The organism is Flavobacterium sp. (assembly GCF_039595935.1).
GTDB lineage: Bacteria > Bacteroidota > Bacteroidia > Flavobacteriales > Flavobacteriaceae > Flavobacterium.
Genome location: NZ_JBCNKR010000006.1, coordinates 1,073,874 through 1,097,476 on the forward strand (window position 1 = coordinate 1,073,874; position 23,603 = coordinate 1,097,476).

The 23,603-nt window shown below is 33.4% G+C and carries 21 protein-coding genes; 9 read left to right on the forward strand and 12 right to left on the reverse strand.

Annotated features, from left to right (window positions below; translation table 11 throughout):
* Nucleotides 1-59 precede the first annotated feature (59 nt).
* Nucleotides 60-1,127, reverse strand: coding sequence for a class II fructose-bisphosphate aldolase (gene fbaA, locus ABDW27_RS14530; protein WP_343696560.1), 1,068 nt, complete (start codon nucleotides 1,125-1,127; stop codon nucleotides 60-62).
* 60 nt (nucleotides 1,128-1,187) lie between these two features.
* Nucleotides 1,188-3,761 (reverse strand): BamA/TamA family outer membrane protein, encoded by a 2,574-nt coding sequence (locus ABDW27_RS14535; RefSeq protein ID WP_343696561.1) that lies wholly within the window; start codon nucleotides 3,759-3,761, stop codon nucleotides 1,188-1,190.
* 38 nt (nucleotides 3,762-3,799) lie between these two features.
* On the opposite strand from ABDW27_RS14535, the gene ABDW27_RS14540 reads away from it, so the two are divergent.
* Nucleotides 3,800-4,528, forward strand: coding sequence for an RNA methyltransferase (locus tag ABDW27_RS14540; RefSeq protein WP_343696562.1), 729 nt, complete (start codon nucleotides 3,800-3,802; stop codon nucleotides 4,526-4,528).
* Nucleotides 4,529-4,537: 9 nt separating this feature from the next.
* Here the strand turns inward: ABDW27_RS14540 and ABDW27_RS14545 are convergent, their stop codons facing one another.
* The 4 genes from ABDW27_RS14545 to ABDW27_RS14560 form a co-directional block, all read right to left on the reverse strand.
* A complete protein-coding gene (locus ABDW27_RS14545) occupies nucleotides 4,538-5,254 on the reverse strand; it encodes a porin family protein (RefSeq protein ID WP_343696563.1) in 717 nt (238 codons plus the stop codon).
* Between the two features lies 1 nt (nucleotide 5,255).
* Nucleotides 5,256-5,987, reverse strand: coding sequence for a bifunctional demethylmenaquinone methyltransferase/2-methoxy-6-polyprenyl-1,4-benzoquinol methylase UbiE (gene ubiE / locus ABDW27_RS14550; RefSeq protein WP_343696564.1), 732 nt, complete (start codon nucleotides 5,985-5,987; stop codon nucleotides 5,256-5,258).
* 578 nt (nucleotides 5,988-6,565) lie between these two features.
* Nucleotides 6,566-7,048 (reverse strand): dihydrofolate reductase, encoded by a 483-nt coding sequence (locus ABDW27_RS14555; RefSeq protein ID WP_343696565.1) that lies wholly within the window; start codon nucleotides 7,046-7,048, stop codon nucleotides 6,566-6,568.
* Nucleotides 7,049-7,060: 12 nt separating this feature from the next.
* Nucleotides 7,061-7,405 carry a 2TM domain-containing protein gene (locus ABDW27_RS14560; protein WP_343696566.1) on the reverse strand — a complete coding sequence of 115 codons (345 nt, stop codon included), beginning with the start codon at nucleotides 7,403-7,405 and terminating at the stop codon, nucleotides 7,061-7,063.
* 239 nt (nucleotides 7,406-7,644) lie between these two features.
* Between ABDW27_RS14560 and ABDW27_RS14565 the strand changes: the two genes are divergently transcribed.
* Nucleotides 7,645-7,941: an isoamylase early set domain-containing protein gene (locus tag ABDW27_RS14565; RefSeq protein ID WP_343696567.1), complete on the forward strand. Its 297-nt coding sequence runs from the start codon at nucleotides 7,645-7,647 to the stop codon at nucleotides 7,939-7,941.
* A gap of 37 nt (nucleotides 7,942-7,978) precedes the next feature.
* On the opposite strand, the gene ABDW27_RS14570 is transcribed toward ABDW27_RS14565, so the two are convergent.
* The 4 genes from ABDW27_RS14570 to ABDW27_RS14585 all read right to left on the reverse strand — a co-directional run bounded on the left by ABDW27_RS14570 (nucleotide 7,979) and on the right by ABDW27_RS14585 (nucleotide 11,615).
* Nucleotides 7,979-8,830 carry a thymidylate synthase gene (locus tag ABDW27_RS14570; RefSeq protein WP_343696568.1) on the reverse strand — a complete coding sequence of 284 codons (852 nt, stop codon included), beginning with the start codon at nucleotides 8,828-8,830 and terminating at the stop codon, nucleotides 7,979-7,981.
* A 131-nt stretch (nucleotides 8,831-8,961) separates the two neighbouring features.
* A complete protein-coding gene (locus ABDW27_RS14575; protein WP_343696569.1) occupies nucleotides 8,962-9,585 on the reverse strand; it encodes a bifunctional nuclease family protein in 624 nt (207 codons plus the stop codon).
* A gap of 163 nt (nucleotides 9,586-9,748) precedes the next feature.
* On the reverse strand, nucleotides 9,749-10,717 hold the full coding sequence (locus ABDW27_RS14580; RefSeq protein ID WP_343696570.1) for an electron transfer flavoprotein subunit alpha/FixB family protein: 969 nt from the start codon (nucleotides 10,715-10,717) through the stop codon (nucleotides 9,749-9,751).
* Between the two features lie 151 nt (nucleotides 10,718-10,868).
* Nucleotides 10,869-11,615, reverse strand: a complete 747-nt coding sequence (locus ABDW27_RS14585; RefSeq protein ID WP_343696571.1) for an electron transfer flavoprotein subunit beta/FixA family protein — start codon at nucleotides 11,613-11,615, stop codon at nucleotides 10,869-10,871.
* A gap of 506 nt (nucleotides 11,616-12,121) precedes the next feature.
* Here ABDW27_RS14585 and ABDW27_RS14590 point away from each other — a divergent pair.
* The 6 genes from ABDW27_RS14590 to ABDW27_RS14615 all read left to right on the forward strand — a co-directional run bounded on the left by ABDW27_RS14590 (nucleotide 12,122) and on the right by ABDW27_RS14615 (nucleotide 20,493).
* Nucleotides 12,122-13,099 carry a pyruvate dehydrogenase complex E1 component subunit beta gene (locus tag ABDW27_RS14590; RefSeq protein WP_073412940.1) on the forward strand — a complete coding sequence of 326 codons (978 nt, stop codon included), beginning with the start codon at nucleotides 12,122-12,124 and terminating at the stop codon, nucleotides 13,097-13,099.
* A gap of 70 nt (nucleotides 13,100-13,169) precedes the next feature.
* Entirely contained in the window at nucleotides 13,170-15,671 is a 2,502-nt protein-coding gene (locus ABDW27_RS14595; protein ID WP_343696572.1) for a DUF5686 family protein, read from the forward strand.
* A gap of 26 nt (nucleotides 15,672-15,697) precedes the next feature.
* A complete protein-coding gene (gene dapF, locus ABDW27_RS14600; RefSeq protein ID WP_343696573.1) occupies nucleotides 15,698-16,564 on the forward strand; it encodes a diaminopimelate epimerase in 867 nt (288 codons plus the stop codon).
* A 53-nt stretch (nucleotides 16,565-16,617) separates the two neighbouring features.
* Nucleotides 16,618-17,217, forward strand: coding sequence for a DNA-3-methyladenine glycosylase 2 family protein (locus ABDW27_RS14605; protein ID WP_343696574.1), 600 nt, complete (start codon nucleotides 16,618-16,620; stop codon nucleotides 17,215-17,217).
* 108 nt (nucleotides 17,218-17,325) lie between these two features.
* Complete coding sequence (locus ABDW27_RS14610) at nucleotides 17,326-17,856, forward strand: inorganic diphosphatase (protein ID WP_073412934.1); 531 nt, start codon at nucleotides 17,326-17,328, stop codon at nucleotides 17,854-17,856.
* A 111-nt stretch (nucleotides 17,857-17,967) separates the two neighbouring features.
* Nucleotides 17,968-20,493, forward strand: coding sequence for a sodium-translocating pyrophosphatase (locus ABDW27_RS14615; RefSeq protein WP_343696575.1), 2,526 nt, complete (start codon nucleotides 17,968-17,970; stop codon nucleotides 20,491-20,493).
* 524 nt (nucleotides 20,494-21,017) lie between these two features.
* On the opposite strand, the gene ABDW27_RS14620 is transcribed toward ABDW27_RS14615, so the two are convergent.
* Nucleotides 21,018-21,632 (reverse strand): deoxynucleoside kinase, encoded by a 615-nt coding sequence (locus tag ABDW27_RS14620; RefSeq protein WP_343696576.1) that lies wholly within the window; start codon nucleotides 21,630-21,632, stop codon nucleotides 21,018-21,020.
* Nucleotides 21,632-22,435: a hypothetical protein gene (locus ABDW27_RS14625; RefSeq protein WP_343696577.1), complete on the reverse strand. Its 804-nt coding sequence runs from the start codon at nucleotides 22,433-22,435 to the stop codon at nucleotides 21,632-21,634. Before ABDW27_RS14625 ends, ABDW27_RS14620 begins: the two co-directional genes overlap by 1 nt.
* Nucleotides 22,436-22,659: 224 nt before the next feature.
* On the opposite strand from ABDW27_RS14625, the gene ABDW27_RS14630 reads away from it, so the two are divergent.
* On the forward strand, nucleotides 22,660-23,547 hold the full coding sequence (locus ABDW27_RS14630; RefSeq protein WP_343696578.1) for a GLPGLI family protein: 888 nt from the start codon (nucleotides 22,660-22,662) through the stop codon (nucleotides 23,545-23,547).
* Nucleotides 23,548-23,603 lie beyond the last annotated feature (56 nt).

The window sequence follows — 23,603 nt, forward strand, 5'->3', positions numbered from 1 at the left end:
AAGATTTTAGACTTTAGATTCCAGAAAGAAATCTAAAATCTAAAATCAGAGATCTAAAATTATAGTGTATTCACATTGTTTAAGTCAGCAAAAGCTTGTTCAAGTCTTGCGTTGAATGTTACTTCGCTTTCACGAACCCATCTTCTTGGATCGTAATATTTTTTGTTTGGAGCATCTGGACCTTCTGGATTTCCAATTTGAGATTTTAAATAATCAAGATTGTTTACCATGTAATCACGGATTCCTTCAGTGTATGCAAATTGTAAATCTGTATCGATATTCATTTTGATAACTCCGTAGCTGATTCCTTCTCTGATTTCTTCAAGTGTAGAACCTGAACCTCCGTGGAAAACGAAATCAACTGGGTTGTGTCCTGTGTTGAATTTGTTTTGTACGAAATCCTGAGAATTTTTTAAGATTTTTGGAGTTAATTTTACGTTTCCTGGTTTGTAAACACCGTGAACGTTTCCAAAAGCAGCAGCAATTGTAAATTTAGGACTTACTTTAGATAATTCTTCGTAAGCATAAGCTACTTCTTCTGGCTGAGTGTATAATTTTGAGCTGTCTACGTCTGAGTTGTCAACGCCATCTTCTTCACCACCTGTAATACCAAGTTCGATTTCTAATGTCATTCCCATTTTGCTCATTCTAGCTAAATATTCTTTACAGATTTCAATGTTCTCTTCGATTGGCTCCTCAGACAAATCGATCATGTGAGAACTGAATAATGGTTTTCCTGTTTCTGCAAAATGTTTTTCAGAAGCATCTAATAAACCATCAATCCAAGGTAATAATTTTTTAGCACAGTGGTCAGTGTGTAAAATTACAGTTGCACCGTAAGCCTCTGCTAAAGTATGAATATGTTTTGCTCCGGCGATACCACCAGCGATAGCTGCTTTTTCACCTGCGTTAGATAAACCTTTTCCAGCGTTAAATTGTGCTCCTCCGTTTGAAAATTGAATAATAACTGGCGCATTTAGTTTTGCTGCAGTTTCAAGAACTCCGTTGATTGTGCTTGAACCAGTAACGTTTACTGCTGGTAAAGCAAATCCTTTTTCTTTTGCATAATTAAAAATCTCCTGAACCTGATCTCCTGTAGCTACTCCTGGTTTAATGTTGTGTGCCATTTTAATTTTTTTTATAGTTGTTTTTAGTTTTTAGGTTGCAAAAATAAGAATTAATTAGCATTAGAACGGATAATTTATACCAAAATTTAAAACCGAGTGTCCAAAATTGTACTCTTTAAACCATCGGTCGCCCTTCTCATGTGCCGGATTATAAGTCTTAAAGCCTAAATCTAAACGAATAACAAAAAAGCTCAAATCGTATCGCAAACCAAATCCTGAACCCAAAGCAATTTCATCTAAATCGTTTAAGCTGTTGAATTTTGCTTTGTTGTCGATTACATTATCGAGCACATTCCAGATATTTCCTGCATCTGCAAAGAGAGCTCCTTTAACATCACCAAAAATTTTAAAACGATATTCTGCACTAAGTGCAATTTTCATATTGGCCTCATTAAAATCGTTTAAAGCATTTGTGCTTCCGGGACCAAGAGAGTAAGGCTGCCATGCTCTGTTATCGTTTGAACCTCCTGCATAGTAACTTCGTGAAAAAGGAATGTAATTAGAGTTTCCAAACGGAATTGCCATTCCAAAAAAGCTTCTTACGGCTAATACCTTTTCTTTTCCAAAATCCCAGTGTTTTATATAATCAAATTCTCCTTTAATATATTCAGCGTAAGCTAAATTGAAGATCTCATAACTTCCGTTTGCATTTTTTGTTAAATTTCCAACTTTCGCAACTGCTGATAATAAAGTTCCGGCAGACTCTAGTTTTGTTTTAAACTGATAAAAAGTGTTATCTGCTAAATCAGTTTTAGTGGTTTTGGTAAAAGTATAACTTGATGATAAGATAAAATCATTTTCAGTCAAACGAATCCTTCTTTCTTCGATACTTTCAACATCTTTATACTCTGGATCTCCAGGGTTTAGAGCAGTCTGGCCTGTCAATACCTCATTTGTGAAATTTGTAGTTCCGGTTGGTATCGTTAAGTTTTTCTCGGCTTGTTGTTCCGGATATTCTCCCCAGTTGGAAACATTGGTATTGTAATCCTTACCAATGCCGTTCAATTCATTATAAGATGATTTATATACATTGAAATAATTATTCGGATTTAGATTTCGGACATATTGAGCATTCAATAAATCAAATTTTACAGTATTACGTCTCTTAGGGGTCCAGTTGTAAGATATACCGCCAGTAAAATTCTCTTTATCTAAACCGATATTTTGCTGTTTAGAAAAACCGGCCGCAATTGAGGTAGAAGGAATCATCCTCTTCGGAATAATTTTTTCTGTTCCAAAAGGCATTAGGATTCTCGGAAAGTTTAGTTTTAAATCCAAACCATATTCAGAAACGTTGAAAAAATTATTGTTTGGATTCGCCATGTCTTTTGAAGAACCAATGTTGGCACGAGCTGAAATTTCTAAAGTTTCGGCCCTGTTAAAAACATTACGAATAGTTTCAGATATACTGGCGCCAATTCCGAAATCCTGAATATTAGAATGTGTTAAATCTAACGTGGCTCCAAAACTGTATTTTTTTCTCGGTGTTAAATAAACATTGGCAATCAAAGACTGAGCAGTCGAATCACGTTTATCGACTTCATATTGTATAGAAGGATAATTGAAAATTTTAAGGTTATTCAAATATCTTGAAGAAAGTGTAGTTCTCGTATCAGAATAAGTATTTCCTTTTGTAATAAATATTGCGTCTGTAATAGCGCGTGGTTTATATTTTAATTTTTTATAACTGTACAAATTAAAGTTATTGTAAGTTGTACTATCGTTGATTTTAGTTTTTGCATTAGCAGGAGAATAATCAGTATAAATATTTACATCGCTGATAGTGTACAGTTTAAAAGGCTCAGTTCTGCTTGAATCTCTTTCTTGTATAGTATTGTTGTTAATGATTAAGGTAACATCGGCTTTGTTTTTTTTGCCAATGGTATCAATGTCAAAAGTTACGTACGTTGGCTGGAAAAAATAAGCCCCATGATTTCTGTAATACGTTGTAATTCGGTTTTTTTCATCTTCAAAATCAGTGGTCTTGTATTGATTTCCGGATTTTAAAAATGAAGACTCAGGATTGGCTCTATATAAAGAATCAAGTGCCGGAGTCAGGATTTTGGTTTTAATGGTGTCAAGGATATACGCCGGACCTGTTGTAATATTGTAGTTTATTTGTGCTTTTTTGCGGGCAATACTATCGATAGTATAATCTGTTACAACATTAAAATAACCATTGTTAAAGTAGTAAAACTTTAAGCGCTGTAAAGATTTTTTAGTTCTGACAGTATCGATAATGACAGGCGGTTCTCCGGTATTTTTTAAGAATTCGTGAATTCCTTTATATAAAAAAGACTGGCCAAGTCGCTCTACTTGTTTTGCAGATAAAAATTTTGCCTGACGTTCATATAAACCCGGATTGTTTTTGAATTTTGCCTGATAAGTCGAATCAGGATTCAAATTAGCAAGATTATATAAATTTAAACGAAGTTTATATCCTAATAAAGTACCATTAGGTTTTTGGTACAACTGATTAGATGCGTTTTCGTCATTTGTAGACTTTCCGTTTACTAGAATATTATTTTTTACGAGAAGGTTTTTTCCATCAGGAACTCTTTTTACAGCATTACAAGCGCAAATAAGTATTGCTATTAGAATAAATGCTGTTATTTTTGTGGAATTATTTTTCAAGTGTTTTTTAATATTTAATTCAAAAGTACATTTATTTTATGGTTAGTAAAAACCAAATAAAGCTTATATCAGGCTTGCATCAAAAAAAACAGCGTTTTGCAAATCAATTATTTTTTGCCGAAGGAGTAAAAGTAATTCATGAATTGCTGCAATCCAATTTTGAATTAGAACATTTATACACTACTCAGGATGATTTTAAAGAAGTTCAATCTACAAAACGAACTCTTATTAATGAACAAGAACTGAAAAAAATAAGTGCTTTAACTACTCCAAATTCCTGTTTGGCAGTTTTTAAAATGCCTACAGAAAATCAAATTATAAATTCAGGTTTAATTCTTGCATTAGACGATATTCGTGATCCTGGAAATTTAGGAACCATAATGCGCCTTTGTGACTGGTTTGGAATCAAACAAATTGTTTGTTCAAAAGAAACAGTCGACATTTATAATCCAAAAGTAGTACAGGCTACAATGGGCTCTATAACAAGAGTAAATGTAAGCTATGTTGACCTGAAAACTTTTTTAAGCCAAACAGAACTTCCTGTTTTTGGAACTTTTATGGATGGTGAAAATATTTATCAATTAAACCTGCCTCAAAACGGAATCATTATTATGGGTAATGAAGCCAATGGAATTTCTGCAGAAATTGAAAAAATAGTTACCAGCCGAATTACAATTCCGAGATTTGGAGAGCTGCAAAAAACAGAAAGTTTAAATGTAGCTACAGCAACAGCAATTATTCTAAGTGAATTTAAACGAAATAGTTAAGAAATTGTTTTAATGAAATGTGAAATTTATTAAAATCGCTCTTGACTTCATCGAATCGATATTGTCTGTCCAGGGACTTGGGCCATTTATTGGTTTATCACGAATTAATTCATCAGTTATACCAAACATTCCTCTTACAGAAGGAGAGAAAATGAAATATTCAGTAAAGAAATCAATTCCAAAACCAAGCTCATAAGCAGCAGTCCATTGTTTTACTCTAAATTTCCCTTCGAAGTTATCATCCTGAGAACTTGAATTACTTGATAAATTTAAAGTAGTAGACATTCCTCCAACTAAGTATGGGCGTATGTTTCCGGTACGAAGAGATGAAAATTTAAGTAACAGCGGAAAATGAATATAAGTACTATTTACTTCTCGCAGATAATCTTTTTCTAAATTTCCTACTCCCGGAAAATATAAGTCTCGTTTTGTATAATAAAGACCTGGTTCGAAACGTAAATTAATATATTCCTGAAGTCGTAAATCGGCTACGACACCCACATTAAATCCAGTTGTTTTTTTTACCTGAATATCATTTTGTACGGGATTTTTGTAATCAAATTTAAAATCAAAACTATTAAAACCTAAATAGTAACCAAAATAAACGCGCTGTTTCTGCCAGTTTTCAAGGTTAATAATAGGATCTTTGCTAAACATACTTTTAGCAAATTGAGAGTATCCTTTAGTCGTTAAGACCAGTAAAATTACGATTACAATTTTTTTCATACTATTTCTTAGATGCTGAATAAATGGTTGCTACACCAAAAGTTTGCGGCATTGCTACAACATCTATAAACCCAGTTTTTCTCAAAATATTGTTTAACGCTTCTCCATAAGGAAAAACGGCAGCAGATTCAGATAAATAACCGTATGCTGAATTGTCTTTTGAAAACAATTTTCCAATAACCGGGAGTATATTTTTAGTGTAAAATTTGTAGCCTTGTTTATATGGTGTTTTATCAGGAACAGAAGTTTCCAGAATTACAAATACACCATTTGGTTTTAAAACTCGTAAAATTTCAGCAAAACCTTTTTCTAAGTTTTCAAAATTACGAACACCAAAACCTACAGTAATTGCATCAAAATAATTGTCTTCAAAAGGAATATTTTCTGAGTCGCCAAGAACTAAATCGATAACATTTGATAATTTTCTTTCTTCAACTTTCTTTTTTCCAACTTCAAGCATTCCGGCAGAAATATCAAGACCAATAATCTTTTCTGCATTCGTTTTTGCCATTAAAATAGCAAGATCTCCGGTTCCGGTAGCGATATCAAGAATCACTTTTGGTTTAGAATCAGAAACTATTTTCAATACTTTTTTTCGCCATTTCGTATCAATACCAAATGAAATTACGCGATTCAAATTATCGTAGTTCCCGGAAATGTTATCAAACATTTGGGCAACCTGCTCTTTCTTTCCTAAAGAAGAGTCTTTATATGGAGTTATTTTTTCAGACATTATTATAATTTACGCAAATATAAACAATCTACTTTAACTGTAATTGAGTTTTTTAAAATGTCAATTAAATGTTTTAAAGAGGCTCAGGAAAGAGGTTTAAAAAGTCTTTAGGCCATCACCAAAAGTGGGTATTTTTTTTAAATCACCAGAAGTTGGTATTGTGCTGTGTTGATTTTATGCACAACTTTGTCAAAGTAAAAATGATGAAATTTTAATGATTGATGATTTCATCTTGACTTAATCAAATCACTGTTTTTTTTGCACTGACAGTTGTTTGTTCAAGTAAGTAGTTTTAAAGTGTTGTTCTTGGGGGAATACTATTTTAAAAGTGCGAAGTACGTTCTTAGGATTAAATTTGTTTTTGGAAATTTTAATTTTCTTGCCTTTAATATCTTAGTGGTATTTGTTATTAAAGGCGCTTTTGAGACTTGTTCTCAATTTAACATTAATGTTATTCAGTTATTTCAAATGTTTTTGGGCATTTGTGATTTTACAAAAACTATTTTCTTGAGCAAGTCAAGACTAAAAAAATCAATCGTTCTCTAAAAAACATCCTCCACAAGAGGGTGTTTTTTTATTTATTTTCTAATGTAAGTTTCATAAGTGTAGTCGTAAAGATGTTTTTCATCTTTGAAATTTTCTTCAGACTCGACTAACTGCCATTCGCTTTTGTTGATTTTAGGGAAAAATGCATCTGCGTCAAAAGTATGATGAACTTTAGTAATTTCAATTATATCAGCAAAAGGCAGTCCTAAAGTATAAATCTCGCCTCCTCCAATGATATAAGAGTCTTCATTTTCAGGACAAGCTTCAATAGCTTTTTCCATGCTGTCGACAACAATGCAGCCTTCCGGATTGTAATCAGCCTGTCGTGTTATGACAATATGAGTTCTGTTTGGCAAAGGTTTAGGAAAACTTTCAAAAGTTTTTCTTCCCATTATAATATGATGATTAGTCGTAAGTGATTTAAATCTTTTGAAATCATTTGGCAGATGCCACACTAATTCATTGTTTTTTCCAAGAGCATTGTTTTCGGCAACGGCCGCTATCATTATAATCATGGTATGCTTTAACTAAATTTTATTCTCGGTGTCTTCGTTTATTTTAGATTCTAATTGACTGATTCTTTTTTGCTGAAGGGCAACAAGACGGTCAATTTGCTCTCTTTCCCATTTTTTATTCATAAACCGATCTGTTATATAAACTTTTATGAAATGTAAGATGAAAATAAAAAGCCAGATAGTAATACCCCAAATACACCAGTTTTGAGTTGTTCCTTCACCAAAACCAAAAAATTTATTGGCAATAAATAAAAATAAACTTCCTAACAGGAAAAGAACAAAATGAAAGTATAAAACTTTCTTTTGCCTCAATCGTCTTCTGGCATACTCGTATTGTTCGTGTACTTCTTTTTCCATAAGATAAAAATCAGATTATAAAGTTAAAATTTATTTTTGAAAGACAATATTTTTGATTGTAGAATATTTCTCATAAAAGGGTTTGTTAATTTGAAATGTAAAATTTTTAGTACTTTAAATTATGGATAAAGCTAAAACTATATGCTGTTTTTGGTATTATCGTAAATCGATTAAGGGTATAGTGGATGTTCAGCCGAATTTAATTAATTTAGAGTTATAAATCTAAAAACTAAATAGTTATGTCTTTGAAAAAACAATTTATCAAAACGAAGCCTGTTGTTAAAGTTACATTTTCTATTGATGCTAAAGATGCTGATTCGGCAGCAGTCGTTGGCGATTTTAATAACTGGAATCCTTCAGAAGGAGTATTAAGTAAGTTAAAAAACGGAACCTTTAAAGCTACTTACGATTTGGTTAAAGATGCGATTTACGAATTTAAATACGTAATCGATGGTAAATACGTTAACGATCCGGAAGCTGATTTTTACAAATGGAATGATTATGCCGGAAGTGAAAACGGTGTTTTAGTTGTATAAAAAAATCCGCTTATTTTTTAAGCGGATTTTTTTATAATTATACTGCAACACTGCCTTTTATCGCTGGATGCGGATCGTAATCTACTAATGTGAAATCATTGAAATCAAAATCAAAAATGTTTTTAATCTCCGGATTCAAAATCATTTTTGGTAATGGTTTTGGTTCGCGTGTTAATTGCAGTTCCAATTGCTCAAAATGATTATTGTAAATATGTGCATCACCAAAAGTGTGAATAAAATCTCCGGGTTCTAAATCGCAAACCTGTGCAATCATCATGGTTAATAATGCGTAAGAAGCAATATTAAAAGGAACTCCCAAAAATATATCGGCGCTTCTTTGGTACAATTGGCAAGATAATTTCCCTTTTGTTTCTCCTTTTTCTAAATCTGGAGCCGCTACATAAAACTGAAAAAAGGCGTGACATGGAGGTAATGCTGCTTTGTTATTGGCCACATTCTCCTCAAAAGATTTTTTAGTATCTGGTAAAACAGAAGGGTTCCATGCAGAAACCAGCATTCTTCGGCTGTTTGGATTTGTTTTTAATTCTGTAATTAATTCCGAAATCTGATCGATTTCCTCACTATTCCAGTTTCTCCATTGATGTCCGTAAACAGGTCCTAAATCACCATTAGAATCTGCCCATTCATCCCAGATTTTTACTCCGTTTTCCTGAAGATATTTAACATTAGTATCTCCTTTTAAGAACCAAAGTAATTCGTATATAATTGACTTTAAATGTAGCTTTTTGGTTGTAACCATTGGGAAACCTTCACTTAAATCAAAACGCATCTGGTAGCCAAAAACACTTTTGGTTCCGGTTCCGGTACGGTCTCCTTTTTGATTGCCGTTTTCTAAAACGTGTTTTACTAAATCTAAGTATTGTTTCATTGTTGCTTTAGGCTTTTTTTTGCTTTAGGCTTTAAGCTTTAGGCTTTAAGCTTTTTTAGCAGTTTTAATGCTTTCTTGTGTTTTACGCTTTAAGCTTATAGCCTAAAGCTTACGGCTTACAGCCTTAAAAACTATCTTCTAGAGATTTCGTCTCTAATTTTAGCTGCTTTTTCGTAATCTTCTTGTGAAACGGCCTGATCTAAAAGATCGTTTAATTCTTGTAAAGTGTGTTTTGAGTACACATCGCCAGATTGATTCGTTTCTTCTTCATGTCCGAAAGTTTCCGGATTAGAAAGTACGTCATCAATTTCCTGAGATCCCTGATCTGAATCTGAAGAGTTTGATTTTAAGTAAATTCCGGCTTTGTCCAAAATGTTTTTATAAGTAAAAATAGGAGCGTTGAAACGTAAAGCCAATGCAATAGCATCAGAAGTTCTGGCATCGATAATTTCTTCGATTTTATCTCTTTCGCAAATCAAACTTGAATAAAAAACACCGTCAACCAATTTGTGAATGATAACCTGTTTTACCACAATGTCAAATCTTTCGGCAAAGTTTTTAAATAAATCGTGTGTTAACGGACGAGGAGGTTTTATTTCTTTTTCTAAGGCAATAGCTATTGACTGGGCTTCAAAAGCACCAATAACGATAGGTAATTTTCTTTCACCGTCAACCTCATTTAAAATTAAGGCATAAGCGCCATTTTGGGTTTGACTATATGAAATTCCTTTTATGGATAGTTTTACTAGACTCATATGTGTTTGTAAAAAAGGCACTTAGTGCCTCATTTTAATGCTTTATTTGTTTGGAAAATAAAGGTGCAATTTTAATCAAAAAATATGGAACAAAAAAGCTGCCTATAAACAAAGATACAATATCTTGTTTTTAGGCAGCAATATTTTGAAGAGAATTCTTGAATTAAGAATGCTGAGCTTTAAAAGCTTTTAATTTCTCTGTTAATTTAGGTACAATTTCGAAAGCATCACCAACAATTCCGTAATCAGCAACTTTAAAGAAAGGCGCTTCAGGATCATTATTGATTACAACTTTTACCTTTGAAGAGTTGATTCCTGCAATGTGCTGGATTGCTCCAGAGATACCAATTGCAATGTATAAGTTTGTAGCTACAGGTTTTCCTGTTTGTCCAACGTGCTCGCTGTGAGGTCTCCATCCTAAATCAGAAACTGGTTTAGAACATGCTGTTGCAGCACCTAAAACTTCAGCTAAATTTTCAACTAATCCCCAGTTTTCCGGACCTTTTAGTCCACGTCCGCCAGAAACTACGATATCAGCATCAGCAATAGAAACTTTTCCGGTTACTTTTTCAACAGATTCTACTTTTACGCCAAAATCATTGTCTCCTATAGTTGGATTAAAATCTTCTGCAGCAGCGGCTCCTGCACTTTCAAAAATTCCGTATGAGTTTTTAGCCAATCCAAGCACTTTTACATCTGTATCGATTTGTGTAATGTTGAAAGCTTTGTTTGAGAAAGCATTTCTTTTTACCTGAAAAGGAGAAGTACTAACCGGTAATCCAACAACATTTGAAGCAAAACCAGCATTTAAAGCTACTGCAACTAATGATGAAAGATAAATACTATCTGTAGTAGAAGAAAGTAAAACTACTTTTGTTCCTTCTTTTTCAGCAGCTTGTTTAATTACATCAGCGTAAGCCTTTGCAGTAAAACCAGCTAATTTATCGTTGTTTACTTTTAAAACTTTATCAACTCCGTATTTAGATAATTCACTAACGTCGCTGATATTTACTGTTAAAGCAGTAACAGTTGTTCCTAATGATTCTGCTACTTTCTTAGCGTAAGAAGCTAATTCGAAAGCTACTTTTTTAAATTTTCCTTCTGCAGATTCTGCATATATTAATATTGACATAATAATTTTAGATTTTAGATTTTAGATTTCAGATTTTTTGAAAATTGAAATCTAAAAATGATTCTTATTTCAGATTAAAGATTTTTGATTTTAATGAGCGAAAGACTTTAGAGCTGTTCAATCAGCAATCTAAAATCTAAACTCTACAATCTTAAATAACCTTCGCTTCGTTGTGTAATAAATTGATTAACTCATCTAAATTATCTGCAGAAACTAATTTCACTGCTGATTTAGGAGCTGGTTTTTCAAATTTTACTGCTTTTGTATTTACAGCAGCATCAACTGGCTCAAGAATAGTTAAGGCTTTAGTTCTTGCTGTCATAATTCCTCTCATGTTCGGAATACGCAAATCTTTTTCTTCAACAAGACCTTTTTGTCCACCAATAATTAGAGGTAGAGTAGTGCTTACAGTTTCTTTCCCACCATCGATTTCACGAACTGCTTTTACATTATTTCCGTCTACAGTTAAACTTGTACAAGAGTTTAAGAAGTTAGAACCTAAAATACCGGCAATCATACCAGGAACCATTCCGCCATTATAATCAAGAGATTCTTTTCCTGCAATTACTAAATCGTATCCTCCGTTTTTGATTACTTCTGCCAATTGTTTTGCAACAAAAAATCCGTCAGTTGGGTTAGCATTAACACGAATAGCTTCGTTTGCACCAATAGCCAAAGCTTTACGTAAAGTCGGTTCAGTATCAGTTCCTCCAACATTTACAACTGTTACGGTTGCACCTTGCTGCTCCTGAAACCAAATGGCACGAGTTAAACCAAATTCGTCATTAGGATTAATTACATATTGTACACCATTAGTGTCAAATTCTGAATCACCGTTGGTAAAGTTAATTTTTGAAGTAGTATCAGGCACGTGGCTGATGCAAACTAGTATTTTCATAAAAGTATATATTTTGAATTTGTAATATGCTTTTACAAATTTAGAATTTAATTTGGAATAATTATACTATGCATGCATAATATTTTTTAAAACTATTACGATTTCGAAGATTCTGTGATTTTGAGCGATTTTCATCGGAATCTAAAAATAAAAAAAGAGGTATCTTGTCTGATTGTTAGGAATTTTGCAATATTTATGAGCCTCCGACTGATTTAATTTTCCTGTCTCAGATACTATTTTTTGAATTTTGACGTTTTGATCTCAGAATTTCGAAGAAACAGGAATTAAACAAATAGGTAAAAGTTTGTCGAAAAAATGTTTTTAATAAAGTTAAGTGTGGGTTATATGTCTATTATATCGATTTCGTAAATGTTATAGTGAACTTTAAAACACATTAAAGCTAAACAGAGAAAGAACTGGATGCGATTTTAAATTCAATTTTTGCTTTTAAGTTATTTAAAATATTTATTTTTGCTCTTCAGAAAATTCAACATACAATATAAAATATGAGAACAATACAATTTAGAGAGGCCATTTGTGAAGCGATGAGCGAAGAAATGCGTCGCGATGAATCCATATATTTAATGGGAGAAGAGGTTGCAGAATACAACGGAGCTTATAAAGCTTCAAAAGGAATGCTTGCTGAGTTTGGTGAAAAAAGAGTAATCGATACTCCAATTGCTGAGCTTGGTTTTTCAGGAATTGCAGTAGGTTCTGCAATGAACGGAAACCGTCCTATTGTAGAATATATGACATTCAACTTCTGTTTAGTTGGTATTGATCAAATCATAAATAACGCTGCTAAAATGCGTCAAATGACAGGAGGACAATTTAATGTGCCTATCGTTTTCCGCGGACCAACTGCTTCTGCTGGTCAATTAGGAGCTACTCACTCTCAGGCTTTAGAAAACTGGTTTGCAAATACTCCAGGTCTTAAAGTTGTTGTACCTTCAACTCCTTACGATGCAAAAGGTTTATTAAAATCAGCGATTCGTGATAATGACCCTGTTATTTTCATGGAATCTGAGCAAATGTACGGAGACAAAGGCGAAGTGCCAGACGGAGAGTACACAATTCCTCTAGGTGTTGCTGATGTTAAACGTGAAGGAACTGATGTAACAATCGTTTCATTCGGAAAAATCATTAAAGAAGCTTTTATCGCTGCTGATGAATTAGCTAAAGAAGGAATTTCTTGTGAGATTATCGACTTAAGAACAGTTCGTCCAATGGATAAAGATGCAATTCTTAAATCGGTTAAAAAAACTAATCGTTTAGTAATTCTTGAAGAAGCTTGGCCGGTTGCCAGCCTTTCTTCTGAAATCACTTACATTGTTCAAGAGCAGGCATTTGATTTCCTTGATGCACCAATTCAACGTATTACAACTGCAGATACTCCTGCACCTTACTCTCCGGTTTTATTAAAAGACTGGCTGCCAAACGCTGGTGATGTAGTAAAAGCAGTTAAAAAAGTGTTATACAAGTAATACATATTTAAAATACTCAAAAACTTCATCATTCATTAGTTAATTGATGAAGTTTTTTTTTGCCCAGACAATGAAAAGAATAATTTTACTCAGCCTGTTTTTTGTATTCGCATTTGCGGCTATTGCTACTGCACAAACTAAGGTGAGTGGAGTTGTTTTGGACAAGTCTAATCAACCTATACCTTTTGCAAATGTTGTTTTTAAAGGTTCAAACACCGGAATCGTTTCTAATGAAGACGGTCGTTTCTATCTTGAATCTCCAAATACTTATACAGCATTATTAGTAAGTTCTGCAGGATTTTCAGATAAAGAAGTTCCTTTGGAAAAAGCAGTAAATTATGATTTTAAAATTGTTTTAAGCGAACCTCAGGCCTTAAACGAAGTTGTAATTTATACTGGAAAAACATCCAAAAAGAACAATCCTGCGATTGATATTTTGAGAAAAATATGGGAAAGAAAACGTAAAAACGGACTTTACCAATTTAATCAATATCAAATGCAGAAGTATGAAAAAGTTGAGTTTGACATGAATACAATTGATAGTGCTTTCATGAAAAACAAACTTTTTAAAGGAATGGAGTTTGTCTTTAATCATGTTGATACTTCAGATGTTACCGGAAAAACCTATCTGCCAATTTTCATCAACGAATCTGTTTATGATGTTTATGGAGATAATAAATTAAAAAAGGTAAAAGAAAATCTAACAGGAAATAAAATGTCTGGTTTCAACGGAAATCAGCAGATTTTAGCTTTCGTAAAAGATCTTTATTCAGATTATAATATTTACGATAATCACCTTAAATTTTTTGATAAAAGCTTTACAAGTCCGCTTTCAAGAACCGGAATTGACGTTTACAATTATGTTTTAAAAGACAGTGCTTTTATAGATAAAAAATGGTGTTTTAATATTGTTTTTTATCCGAGGCGTAAAAACGAATTGACTTTTAAAGGAGATTTCTGGGTAAACGACACCACTTTTGCAATCAAAAAAATTAATATGGGCGTAACTAAAAGTGCCAATATTAACTGGGTAAAAGATATTTATATTGAACAGGAATTTGAAGTAGAAAACGATTCTGTTTTCCTTTTGACACGTGATTATATGATGTCTGATTTTGCTTTGAACAAAAAAGAAAAATCAAAAGGAGTTTACGGAAAACGAACGACTTTATTCAGAAACCATAAATTCAACATCCAAAAACCGGAAAAATTCTATAAAGAAGAAGTCAATTTCATAGACAATGCGGTCTATGAACGACCGCCGGAATTTTGGGAAGAAAATCGTTTTGAAAAATTAAATAAAGATGAAGCTGGTATTTATAAAATGCTCGATACGCTTCAAACCGTCAAGCGATTTAAGCAGATTTATAATCTCGTCTCTATTTTAGGAAGTGGTTATGTCGAATTTAAAAATTTCGATTATGGACCAATTTTCTCCACATTTGGATATAATGAAGTTGAAGGTTTAAGACTTCGAGTTGGAGGCCGAACTTATTTTGGACCAAATGACCCGTGGCGTATACAAGCCTATACAGCTTACGGATTTGATGATAATAAATTCAAATACGGCGTTTCAGGAAAATGGATGGTCGATAAGAAAAAACGTGTCATTATTTCCGGAGGAAACAGGCGTGATATTGAACAAATTGGAGCCAGTTTAACTACGACGAATGATATTTTAGGACGAAGTTTCGCTTCTTCTGCTTTGTTTACAACGGGAAGTAACGGAAAACTGACCAATATCAATTTAAGTAACATTTCAGTCGAAATGGAGCCTAAAAAGAATTTTGTTGTTCAGGCAGGGCTTTCTTATCGAACATTAGAATCGGCATCGAAAACATTTAGTTTAGATTATTACACCACTTTACCCACTGCCGCAGATCCGATGGGAGTTGTGAAAAGTGATGTAAAACAATCAGAAGCCAATATTCAGTTTGAATATATGCCAAACCGTAAAACTATTGGTTACGGAGTTGAACGTGATTTAGTTGACAGTCCGTTTAGTCATTTCTTTGTTAATTTTAGTTATGGTTTAAAAGGTGTTTTTGACAGCGATTTTGCATACGAAAAAATTCAGGTTTTTTACAAACAGCCAATTATTATTGGACCCTTGGGAAGATCAAATATTATTTTAGAAACAGGAAAAACATTCGGTACAATTCCGTTAGGATTAATGAGTGTGATTCCGGGTAACCAGACTTATTTTACGATTGAAAATACATTCAGTAACCTGAACTTCTACGAATTCGTAACCGATCAATATACTACGTTGCAATGGAATCATGATTTTGGGGGAAGATTGTTTGCCAGAGTTCCATTTATGAGAAAACTGAACTGGAGAGAATTTATAGGTGTTAAAGCTGTACACGGAACTATTTCTGATGCTAACCGCGCCATTAATGCTTCTGGACTGCCATATAACGCACCGGAAAACGTATATTGGGAATATAATGCAGGAATTGGAAATATCTTCAAAGTTTTCAGACTTGATTTTTCCTGGAGAGGCAGTTATTTGAATATGCCTGATGCTAATAAATTTGCTATAAAAGGATCTTTCGGATTCTATTTCTAGTCGAATTAACTCAACAATTAAACAACATGAACAAGAATTTCTTTGTAAAAACTCATGGTCTGGGAAATGAATATATAGTACTGGATAGTAAAAATATTTCATTTGAACTAACTGATAAGGCGATAAAAAGAATATGCAATGTCAATTTCGGAATTGGTTCAGATGGTATTCTTTTGCTTGTTGATTCAAATCGTGCTGATATAGGTTTACAAATATTTAATCCAGATGGTTCTGAAGCTGAGAAAAGCGGGAACGGATTGCGTATATTCTGCAAGTATGTTTTTGATTATGGAATAATTGATAAAAAAGAATTTACGGTTGAAACTAAAGGCGGAATCGTTAAAGCTACAATCGAAGAAGTTGTCAATAATAAAGCAAAAATTGTAACTGTTGATATGGGACAGGCAATTTTTCAATCAGAATTAATACCTACAAAATTTAAAACTCCGGAAGTCGACAACGCTGCAATTGAAGCAAATGGTAAAACTTTTGAAGTGAACTGTGTTTCTGTTGGAAACCCGCATTGTGTTATTCTTAAAGAAGATTTAAGTATTGATGAGATCAAACAATTTGGCCCTTATTTAGAAAACCACGAAATGTTTCCAAATCGAATCAATGTTCAGTTTGCCAAAGTCATTAACCGAAACGAAGTTGAAGTACTAATTTGGGAAAGAGGAGCAGGATTTACATTAGCGTCCGGAAGTTCATCTTGTGCGGTTGCAAGTGTAATGAAAAAGAAAGATTTAGTAGATGAAAACATCACGATTAAAATGCAGGGGGGTACATTAAAAATAAATGTAGACTCTAATTTTAATATCAGAATGACAGGAGAAGTTAGAGAAATCTGCTCAGGTACTTTAAACGATGAATTGATAGAAGATTTAGATTTATAAAATTTTACTATCGAATTAAAATATAAATTTGTTGAGGTATAAATCCTTCGACTATGCAAGACGCCATCGATTTTTTATCTTCCAAAAATCCGGTATTTCAGGAAATTATAGCAAAATACGGATTGCCCCAGATTCCTAAGCGCCCGCAAGGTTTTGAAACGCTCGTTTTATTAATTCTGGAGCAGCAGGTTTCTATAGATTCGGCCAAAGCCACATTTTTAAAAATCAAAGCATATAAAAATTGTACTCCTGAAAACATGGCAATTTTGTCTGATGAGGAATTTAGAAATTTAGGTGTCAGTCGCCAGAAAACAAAATACATTAAAATTTTAGCAGAAGCGGTTTTAAATAAAGAATTAGACATTGAAAGTTTAGCTTCAAAATCAGCTCAGCAGGTTCGGGAAGAATTAATTAAGTTAAAAGGTATTGGAAACTGGACCATCGATATCTACTTAATGTTCTGTCTTCAGGAGCCAGATTTGATTCCACTTGGTGATATCGCAGTGATAAATACAATCAAAGAACTGTTTAATATTCATGATAAACTGGAGATGGAAAAGTATGCGCAAGAGTGGAGTCCATACCGATCTTATGCGACATATCTTCTATGGCATCATTATTTAACCAAACGAAATAGGAAAATAACTTTTTAATGCCTAATTTTTAAAAACTTAATGTAGATATTACATGGTTTTTTATTGTAAAAAAGGATTCTTTGCTTACTTTTGCAACCGAAATTATAGATATAATAAAAAACGAAAATGACCGCAGACAAACTAACGACTTTCGATGTATTGATCGAAATACCAAGAGGAAGCAGAAATAAATATGAGTACGATTTTGAAATCAAAAGAATGCGTTTCGACAGAATGTTATTCTCTTCAATGATGTACCCGGCAGATTACGGATTTATTCCTGAAACTTTGGCTCTTGACGGTGACCCTCTTGATGTATTGGTTTTAGTAAACGAACCAACTTTCCCTGGATGTGTTATGGAAGTTAAGCCAATCGGAGTTTTCCACATGGCAGATGACAAAGGACCAGACGAGAAAATTATTTGTGTACCAGTTTCAGATCCAATCTGGAATTCATTAAACGATCTTTCTGATATTAACCCACACTTAGTAAAAGAAATCGAGCACTTCTTCCAGGTTTATAAAGATCTTGAAAACAAAAAAGTAGATGTTGAAGGATGGGGAGATGTAAAAGAAGCTTACGCAATTATTGCTGAGTGCACTAAACGTTTTGATGATATTGAAAATAAACCAGCCGGATTATTTAGCATTAAATAATTAAAGCATTCATATTTTATAAAAAAAGCAATACTCCGTCAGGAGTATTGCTTTTTTGTTTAAATTCGTTTTAGTTAGTTTGTTGACTATTAACCAAAACCATTAGTAATTATGAATGCATTTATGATTTACCTGCCTATAGTTATGGCAGTTTTAGGATTACTTTTCATGGGAATAAAAAGGAGTTGGGTGTTAAAACAAGATGCCGGAGACGGTAAGATGAAAGAGATTTCAGATTACATCTACGAAGGAGCATTAGCCTTCCTCAAAGCAGAATATAAACTTCTAACCATCTTTGTAATTATTGCCAGTTTAGCTTTGGCAGGAATTACATTTATTCCAGGTGTAAAAACACATTTATTAATCGTAATTGCATTTATTTTTGGCGCATTATTTTCAGCTTATGCCGGTAATATAGGTATGAAAATAGCGACCAAAACAAACGTTAGAACTACTCAGGCCGCACGTACCAGTTTACCTCAGGCGTTAAAAGTTTCTTTTGGCGGAGGAACCGTAATGGGATTAGGCGTTGCCGGTTTAGCTGTTTTAGGTTTAACCGCTTTCTTTATAATTTTCTTTAATTTATTTTCTGACGGAGTCTGGAAAGACACTGATACAATGACTGTAGTTCTGGAAACCTTAGCAGGATTTTCACTTGGAGCAGAATCAATTGCATTGTTTGCACGTGTTGGAGGTGGAATATACACAAAAGCTGCCGATGTGGGTGCCGATTTAGTGGGTAAAGTAGAAGCAGGAATTCCGGAAGATGATCCTCGTAACCCAGCCACAATTGCTGATAACGTTGGTGATAACGTGGGTGACGTTGCCGGAATGGGAGCCGATTTATTCGGATCTTACGTAGCAACCGTTTTAGCGGCAATGGTTCTTGGGAACTATGTGATTAAAGATATGGGTGGAAGTATCAATGATGCTTTTGGCGGAATTGGTCCAATTTTACTTCCAATGGCAATTGCCGGTTTCGGAATTTTATTTTCTATCATCGGAACAACTTTAGTCAAAATATCAGATGATAATGCAAAAGAAGCACAAGTACAAAAAGCATTAAATATAGGAAACTGGGTCTCAATTGCCTTAACAGCTGTAGCCTGTTTCTTTTTAGTGCAGCACATGCTTCCGGAAACGATGCAGATGACTTTCTTTGGAGAAGGATCAAAAGCCATTTCATCGATGCGTGTTTTTTATGCGACATTAGTCGGATTAGTTGTAGGTGGAGCTATTTCATCCGTAACAGAATATTATACAGGATTAGGAACAAAACCAGTTTTGGCCATTGTTCAAAAATCATCCACAGGAGCAGGAACAAACGTTATTGCAGGTTTGGCAACAGGAATGATTTCTACATTTCCAACTGTTTTATTGTTTGCCATCGCAATCTGGATTTCGTATGTTTTAGCAGGATTTTATGGAGTTGCTTTGGCAGCTTCGGCAATGATGGCAACAACAGCAATGCAATTGGCAATTGATGCTTTTGGACCAATTTCTGATAATGCAGGAGGAATCGCCGAAATGAGCGAATTACCAAAAGAAGTTCGTACCAGAACCGATATTTTAGATTCAGTAGGAAACACAACTGCAGCAACTGGAAAAGGATTTGCAATCGCATCTGCAGCATTAACTTCATTAGCGTTATTTGCAGCGTATGTAACGTTTACCGGAATTGACGGAATCAATATTTTTAAAGCGCCTGTTTTAGCTATGTTATTTGTCGGCGGAATGATTCCGGTAGTTTTCTCAGCGTTAGCGATGAATTCTGTAGGAAAAGCAGCAATGGATATGGTTTATGAAGTACGTCGTCAGTTTAAAGAAATTGCCGGAATTATGGAAGGAACTGGAAAACCGGAATACGGAAAATGTGTTGAAATTTCGACAAAAGCTGCTTTAAGAGAAATGATGCTTCCGGGAGTTTTAACGATTGGTTTTCCAATTGCAATTGTACTTTTAGGAAAATTAGTTTACTCAGATAATAATCAGTTAATTGCTGAAATGTTAGGTGGATATATGGCTGGAGTAACCGTTTCCGGAGTTCTTTGGGCAGTTTTCCAAAACAATGCCGGAGGAGCGTGGGACAATGCTAAAAAATCTTTTGAAGCTGGAGTTATGATCAACGGAGAAATGACATATAAAGGTTCTGATGCGCATAAAGCCGCAGTAACCGGAGATACAGTTGGAGATCCGTTTAAAGATACTTCAGGACCTTCAATGAACATCTTAATTAAGTTAACTTGCTTGATAGGATTGGTAATTGCACCAATTTTAGGTGAAGGACATTCTTCATCAGATATCGCAGGAAAATCTTCTTGCTGTGCAAAAACAGAAATGCATGCTGGAATGTCTAAATGCGGAGACTTGTCTGGAATGACAAAAGAAGAATGTATTAAAATGTGTAAAGAAAAAGGCTGTTCTGAAGAAGAAACCGCAAAATGTCTAGCTCATTTTGATGCAAACGGAAAATATTCTGCTGCAAATTATGAGCAAAAATCGGTTAAAGTTGAAGTTAAAAACATAAACGGAAAAACTACCGGAACTGTTACCAAAACAGAAAACGGCAAAACCACAACAGAAGTTTTTGAAGGAACAGAAGAAGAAGTTCTGGCAAAAGTTGAAGCTGCGAAATAACAATTTTGATAAAACTTCTTAAAACAGAAATGCCTCTAAATATTTTTAGAGGCATTTTTTTATTTAATGAATTTCGTATTGAAGAAAAAACTCGATATAGTCCCTACGGGACAAATGTTTGGTGGTGTGATAATGTTCTACCGATATATAATCTCTACGAGATATATCATTAGGGATTAAATATTTGATATTGTATAGAGAGAGTTATACTTCTTTGAGATTAAATATTGGGGTAAAGAATAGAGAATCATATTTTTTAGGAATTAAATATTTGGTAAAGAATAGAAATTAACTCTTTTAAGAATTAAACTTGGTAAAAGAACCAAAAACATACTCCTTTAGGAGTTAAATATCGGTAGAAAAAATAAAAGTAGTTGGAATAATGTCCCGTAGGGACTATATATCACGATTCAATCTAACAAATAATAAATAATAATCTCTGGCTTTAAATTTTATAAAAAAAATACCTCTAAATAAATTTTAGAGGCATTTTTTATTTCGTATAAATCTGTGAAATCCATGTTCTAAAACAACCCGTTCAACTCAGCATCAATTCTATTAATGATATCTCCTAAATCTTCAGGATTGTCAACAAAATTGATATTGTCAACATCAATAATAAGTAATCTTCCTTTCGTGTAAGTCTGAATCCAGGCTTCATATCTTTCGTTCAAACGGCTTAAATAATCGATAGAAATTGAGTTTTCATACTCACGACCGCGTTTGTGGATTTGTCCAACAAGATTTGGAATTGAACTTCTCAAATAAATCAATAAATCCGGCGCTTTTACCAAAGATTCCATTAATTCGAATAAAGACGTATAATTTTCAAAATCACGGCTTGTCATCAATCCCATTGCATATAAATTGGGAGCAAAAATATGAGCATCCTCATAAATTGTTCTGTCCTGAATGATTTTTTTTCCGCTTTCACGAATCTGTAAAACCTGACGGAAACGACTGTTTAGGAAATAAATCTGTAAATTAAACGACCAGCGCTCCATTTGGTGGTAAAAATCATCTAAATACGGATTATCAACCACATCTTCATAATGAGGTTCCCATTTAAAATGTTTGGCTAATAATTTGGTTAATGTAGTTTTTCCTGCGCCTATATTTCCTGCTATCGCTATGTGCATTACGGTGTTACGATTTTATAATTTACAATTTCTTTAGCTGTAAAAATAGATAAAATTTGGTCTTTGTAATAGAATTTGTCAAACGTTTTTTCTAAAATTTCAATTTCATAAGCTGTGTTAGTATTTTCTCTCAAATACAATAAGTTAGCTTTACTGAAAATGATTTTCTTAGCCGAAATTATTTCAATTTTATCAAAATCCGGTGCATTTCCTAAACTGGATATTTTTCCGAAAATATCGCAGGAAAACCAATTGTTTTTTTTATCAATCCAATAAAAAGTATTAAAGTCGGTTTGGTAATATTTTATGCTTTCAGTTAAAGGAACAGAAACTGTTTTGTATTCATTTTTTAAATAATCAAAAAGACAAATCTGCTGATTTAATGTATTAAAAATCCAAAGCTGGTTTTGCGTTGACATTCCGATAGCGCTAACAACAATTGGATTTGAATTCTGCGAAAAATTAATCTCAGTAATTTTATTCAGTTGATTATCGAGTAAAATAACGCTGTTGAAATCTTCGTAAAACAATACAATTTTTAGCGGATTCTGAATATCAACTTTAGTAATATTTCCCAATGAAACATTTTTATATTCAAAAATTTCGCTTCCTTTTATTTTGCTGAAAACATTGTTTTTTACCTGATAAGAATATCCAAAAGAATCATAACCTATAAATTCATCCGCATCAATTTTAAATGTAGAAATTAAGGAAGCATTCACTTTTTGGCTTTGCCCAAAAAAAGTCGAAAACCAACACGCAATAAAAAGCAGTAATAAAATTTGGCGCATTGTTTTACTCATAATAATATAATTTCGATAAGCCAAAGTACAAAAACTGGAGTAAAAAATTGAGTTTTAGCTGTTTTTTGAACTTAAACCTTTGTAAATTACAATAGTCTTACAAAGATGCGATTTTGTCGATACCATTTTGGCATTGATATATTTAACTTTCAGTATTTTAAAATTAGTAATAAATTTGGAATGTAGGTTTTACCAGACTCTACAACCTTATTAAATATAACCACATGAAAAAACTAACATATTTATTTTTAGTACTTGCTTTTAGTCAGGTACAGGCGCAAAAAGATTTTCAGGGAATGGCCGTTTACGAGTCAAAAACCCAGGCTCCAAAATTTGAAGGAATGAGAGCCGGAAACCGCGACATAACGCCAGAGATGCAAAAAACTATAGAAGAGCGAATGAAAAACATGCTCGAGAAAACTTTTATATTAAATTTTGATAAAACGGCTTCTATTTATAAAGAAGAAGAAAAACTGGAAACTCCCGGACAGCAAGGCGGCGGAATGCGAATGATGATGAACTCTTTTATGGGCGGCGGCGGCACTTTTTATAAAGATGTAAAAAGCAAAACCTACACAGTTGATAAAGAATTTATGGGGAAAGAATTTCTGGTTGTTGATTCTCTGCCAAAATTAAACTGGAAACTTGAACAGGAAACCAAACTAATTGGCGGTTATAATTGTTTTAAGGCAACAGCCGTAAAAGAAGCGAGTAAAACCGATTTTAGAAATTTCAGACCAAAAAATAACGACGAAAAAAAGGATGAAGCCAAAAAGACTTCCGGAGATGTTAAAACAAATTTTGAAGATAACTTCGAGATACCAAAAGAAATTGTCGTAACGGCTTGGTATACGCCTGAAATTCCGGTAAATCAGGGGCCGGAAAGTTATTGGGGACTTCCTGGTTTGATTTTAGAAATCAACGACGGAAAAACAGTTATTTTATGCTCGAAAATTGTTTTAAATTCTAAAGAAAAAGTTGAGATAAAACCATCTAAAAAAGGCAAAGTAATTTCGCAGAAAGATTACGATACTACAGTAATTAAAAAAATGGAAGAATTTAGAGAAATGAACCGTGGAAGAGCTGGAGGTCCGCCGCCAATGGGGAGATAAAATTTTTACATAAATTCCAAGTTTCAAATTCCAAAATCCAAATTCAATATTCTTAT

Excerpts from the sequence above, each read along its gene's own strand:
- fbaA (WP_343696560.1), bottom strand. The coding sequence starts at position 1,127 with ATGGCACACAACATTAAACCAGGAGTAGCTACAGGAGATCAGGTTCAG.
- ABDW27_RS14615 (WP_343696575.1), top strand. The coding sequence starts at position 17,968 with ATGAATGCATTTATGATTTACCTGCCTATAGTTATGGCAGTTTTAGGA.
- ABDW27_RS14610 (WP_073412934.1), top strand. The coding sequence starts at position 17,326 with ATGACCGCAGACAAACTAACGACTTTCGATGTATTGATCGAAATACCA.
- dapF (WP_343696573.1), top strand. The coding sequence starts at position 15,698 with ATGAACAAGAATTTCTTTGTAAAAACTCATGGTCTGGGAAATGAATAT.
- ABDW27_RS14585 (WP_343696571.1), bottom strand. The coding sequence starts at position 11,615 with ATGAAAATACTAGTTTGCATCAGCCACGTGCCTGATACTACTTCAAAA.
- ABDW27_RS14605 (WP_343696574.1), top strand. The coding sequence starts at position 16,618 with ATGCAAGACGCCATCGATTTTTTATCTTCCAAAAATCCGGTATTTCAG.
- ubiE (WP_343696564.1), bottom strand. The coding sequence starts at position 5,987 with ATGTCTGAAAAAATAACTCCATATAAAGACTCTTCTTTAGGAAAGAAA.
- ABDW27_RS14595 (WP_343696572.1), top strand. The coding sequence starts at position 13,170 with ATGAAAAGAATAATTTTACTCAGCCTGTTTTTTGTATTCGCATTTGCG.
- ABDW27_RS14565 (WP_343696567.1), top strand. The coding sequence starts at position 7,645 with ATGTCTTTGAAAAAACAATTTATCAAAACGAAGCCTGTTGTTAAAGTT.
- ABDW27_RS14575 (WP_343696569.1), bottom strand. The coding sequence starts at position 9,585 with ATGAGTCTAGTAAAACTATCCATAAAAGGAATTTCATATAGTCAAACC.
- ABDW27_RS14630 (WP_343696578.1), top strand. The coding sequence starts at position 22,660 with ATGAAAAAACTAACATATTTATTTTTAGTACTTGCTTTTAGTCAGGTA.
- ABDW27_RS14625 (WP_343696577.1), bottom strand. The coding sequence starts at position 22,435 with ATGAGTAAAACAATGCGCCAAATTTTATTACTGCTTTTTATTGCGTGT.
- ABDW27_RS14560 (WP_343696566.1), bottom strand. The coding sequence starts at position 7,405 with ATGGAAAAAGAAGTACACGAACAATACGAGTATGCCAGAAGACGATTG.
- ABDW27_RS14540 (WP_343696562.1), top strand. The coding sequence starts at position 3,800 with ATGGTTAGTAAAAACCAAATAAAGCTTATATCAGGCTTGCATCAAAAA.
- ABDW27_RS14555 (WP_343696565.1), bottom strand. The coding sequence starts at position 7,048 with ATGATTATAATGATAGCGGCCGTTGCCGAAAACAATGCTCTTGGAAAA.
- ABDW27_RS14570 (WP_343696568.1), bottom strand. The coding sequence starts at position 8,830 with ATGAAACAATACTTAGATTTAGTAAAACACGTTTTAGAAAACGGCAAT.
- ABDW27_RS14590 (WP_073412940.1), top strand. The coding sequence starts at position 12,122 with ATGAGAACAATACAATTTAGAGAGGCCATTTGTGAAGCGATGAGCGAA.
- ABDW27_RS14545 (WP_343696563.1), bottom strand. The coding sequence starts at position 5,254 with ATGAAAAAAATTGTAATCGTAATTTTACTGGTCTTAACGACTAAAGGA.
- ABDW27_RS14620 (WP_343696576.1), bottom strand. The coding sequence starts at position 21,632 with ATGCACATAGCGATAGCAGGAAATATAGGCGCAGGAAAAACTACATTA.
- ABDW27_RS14580 (WP_343696570.1), bottom strand. The coding sequence starts at position 10,717 with ATGTCAATATTAATATATGCAGAATCTGCAGAAGGAAAATTTAAAAAA.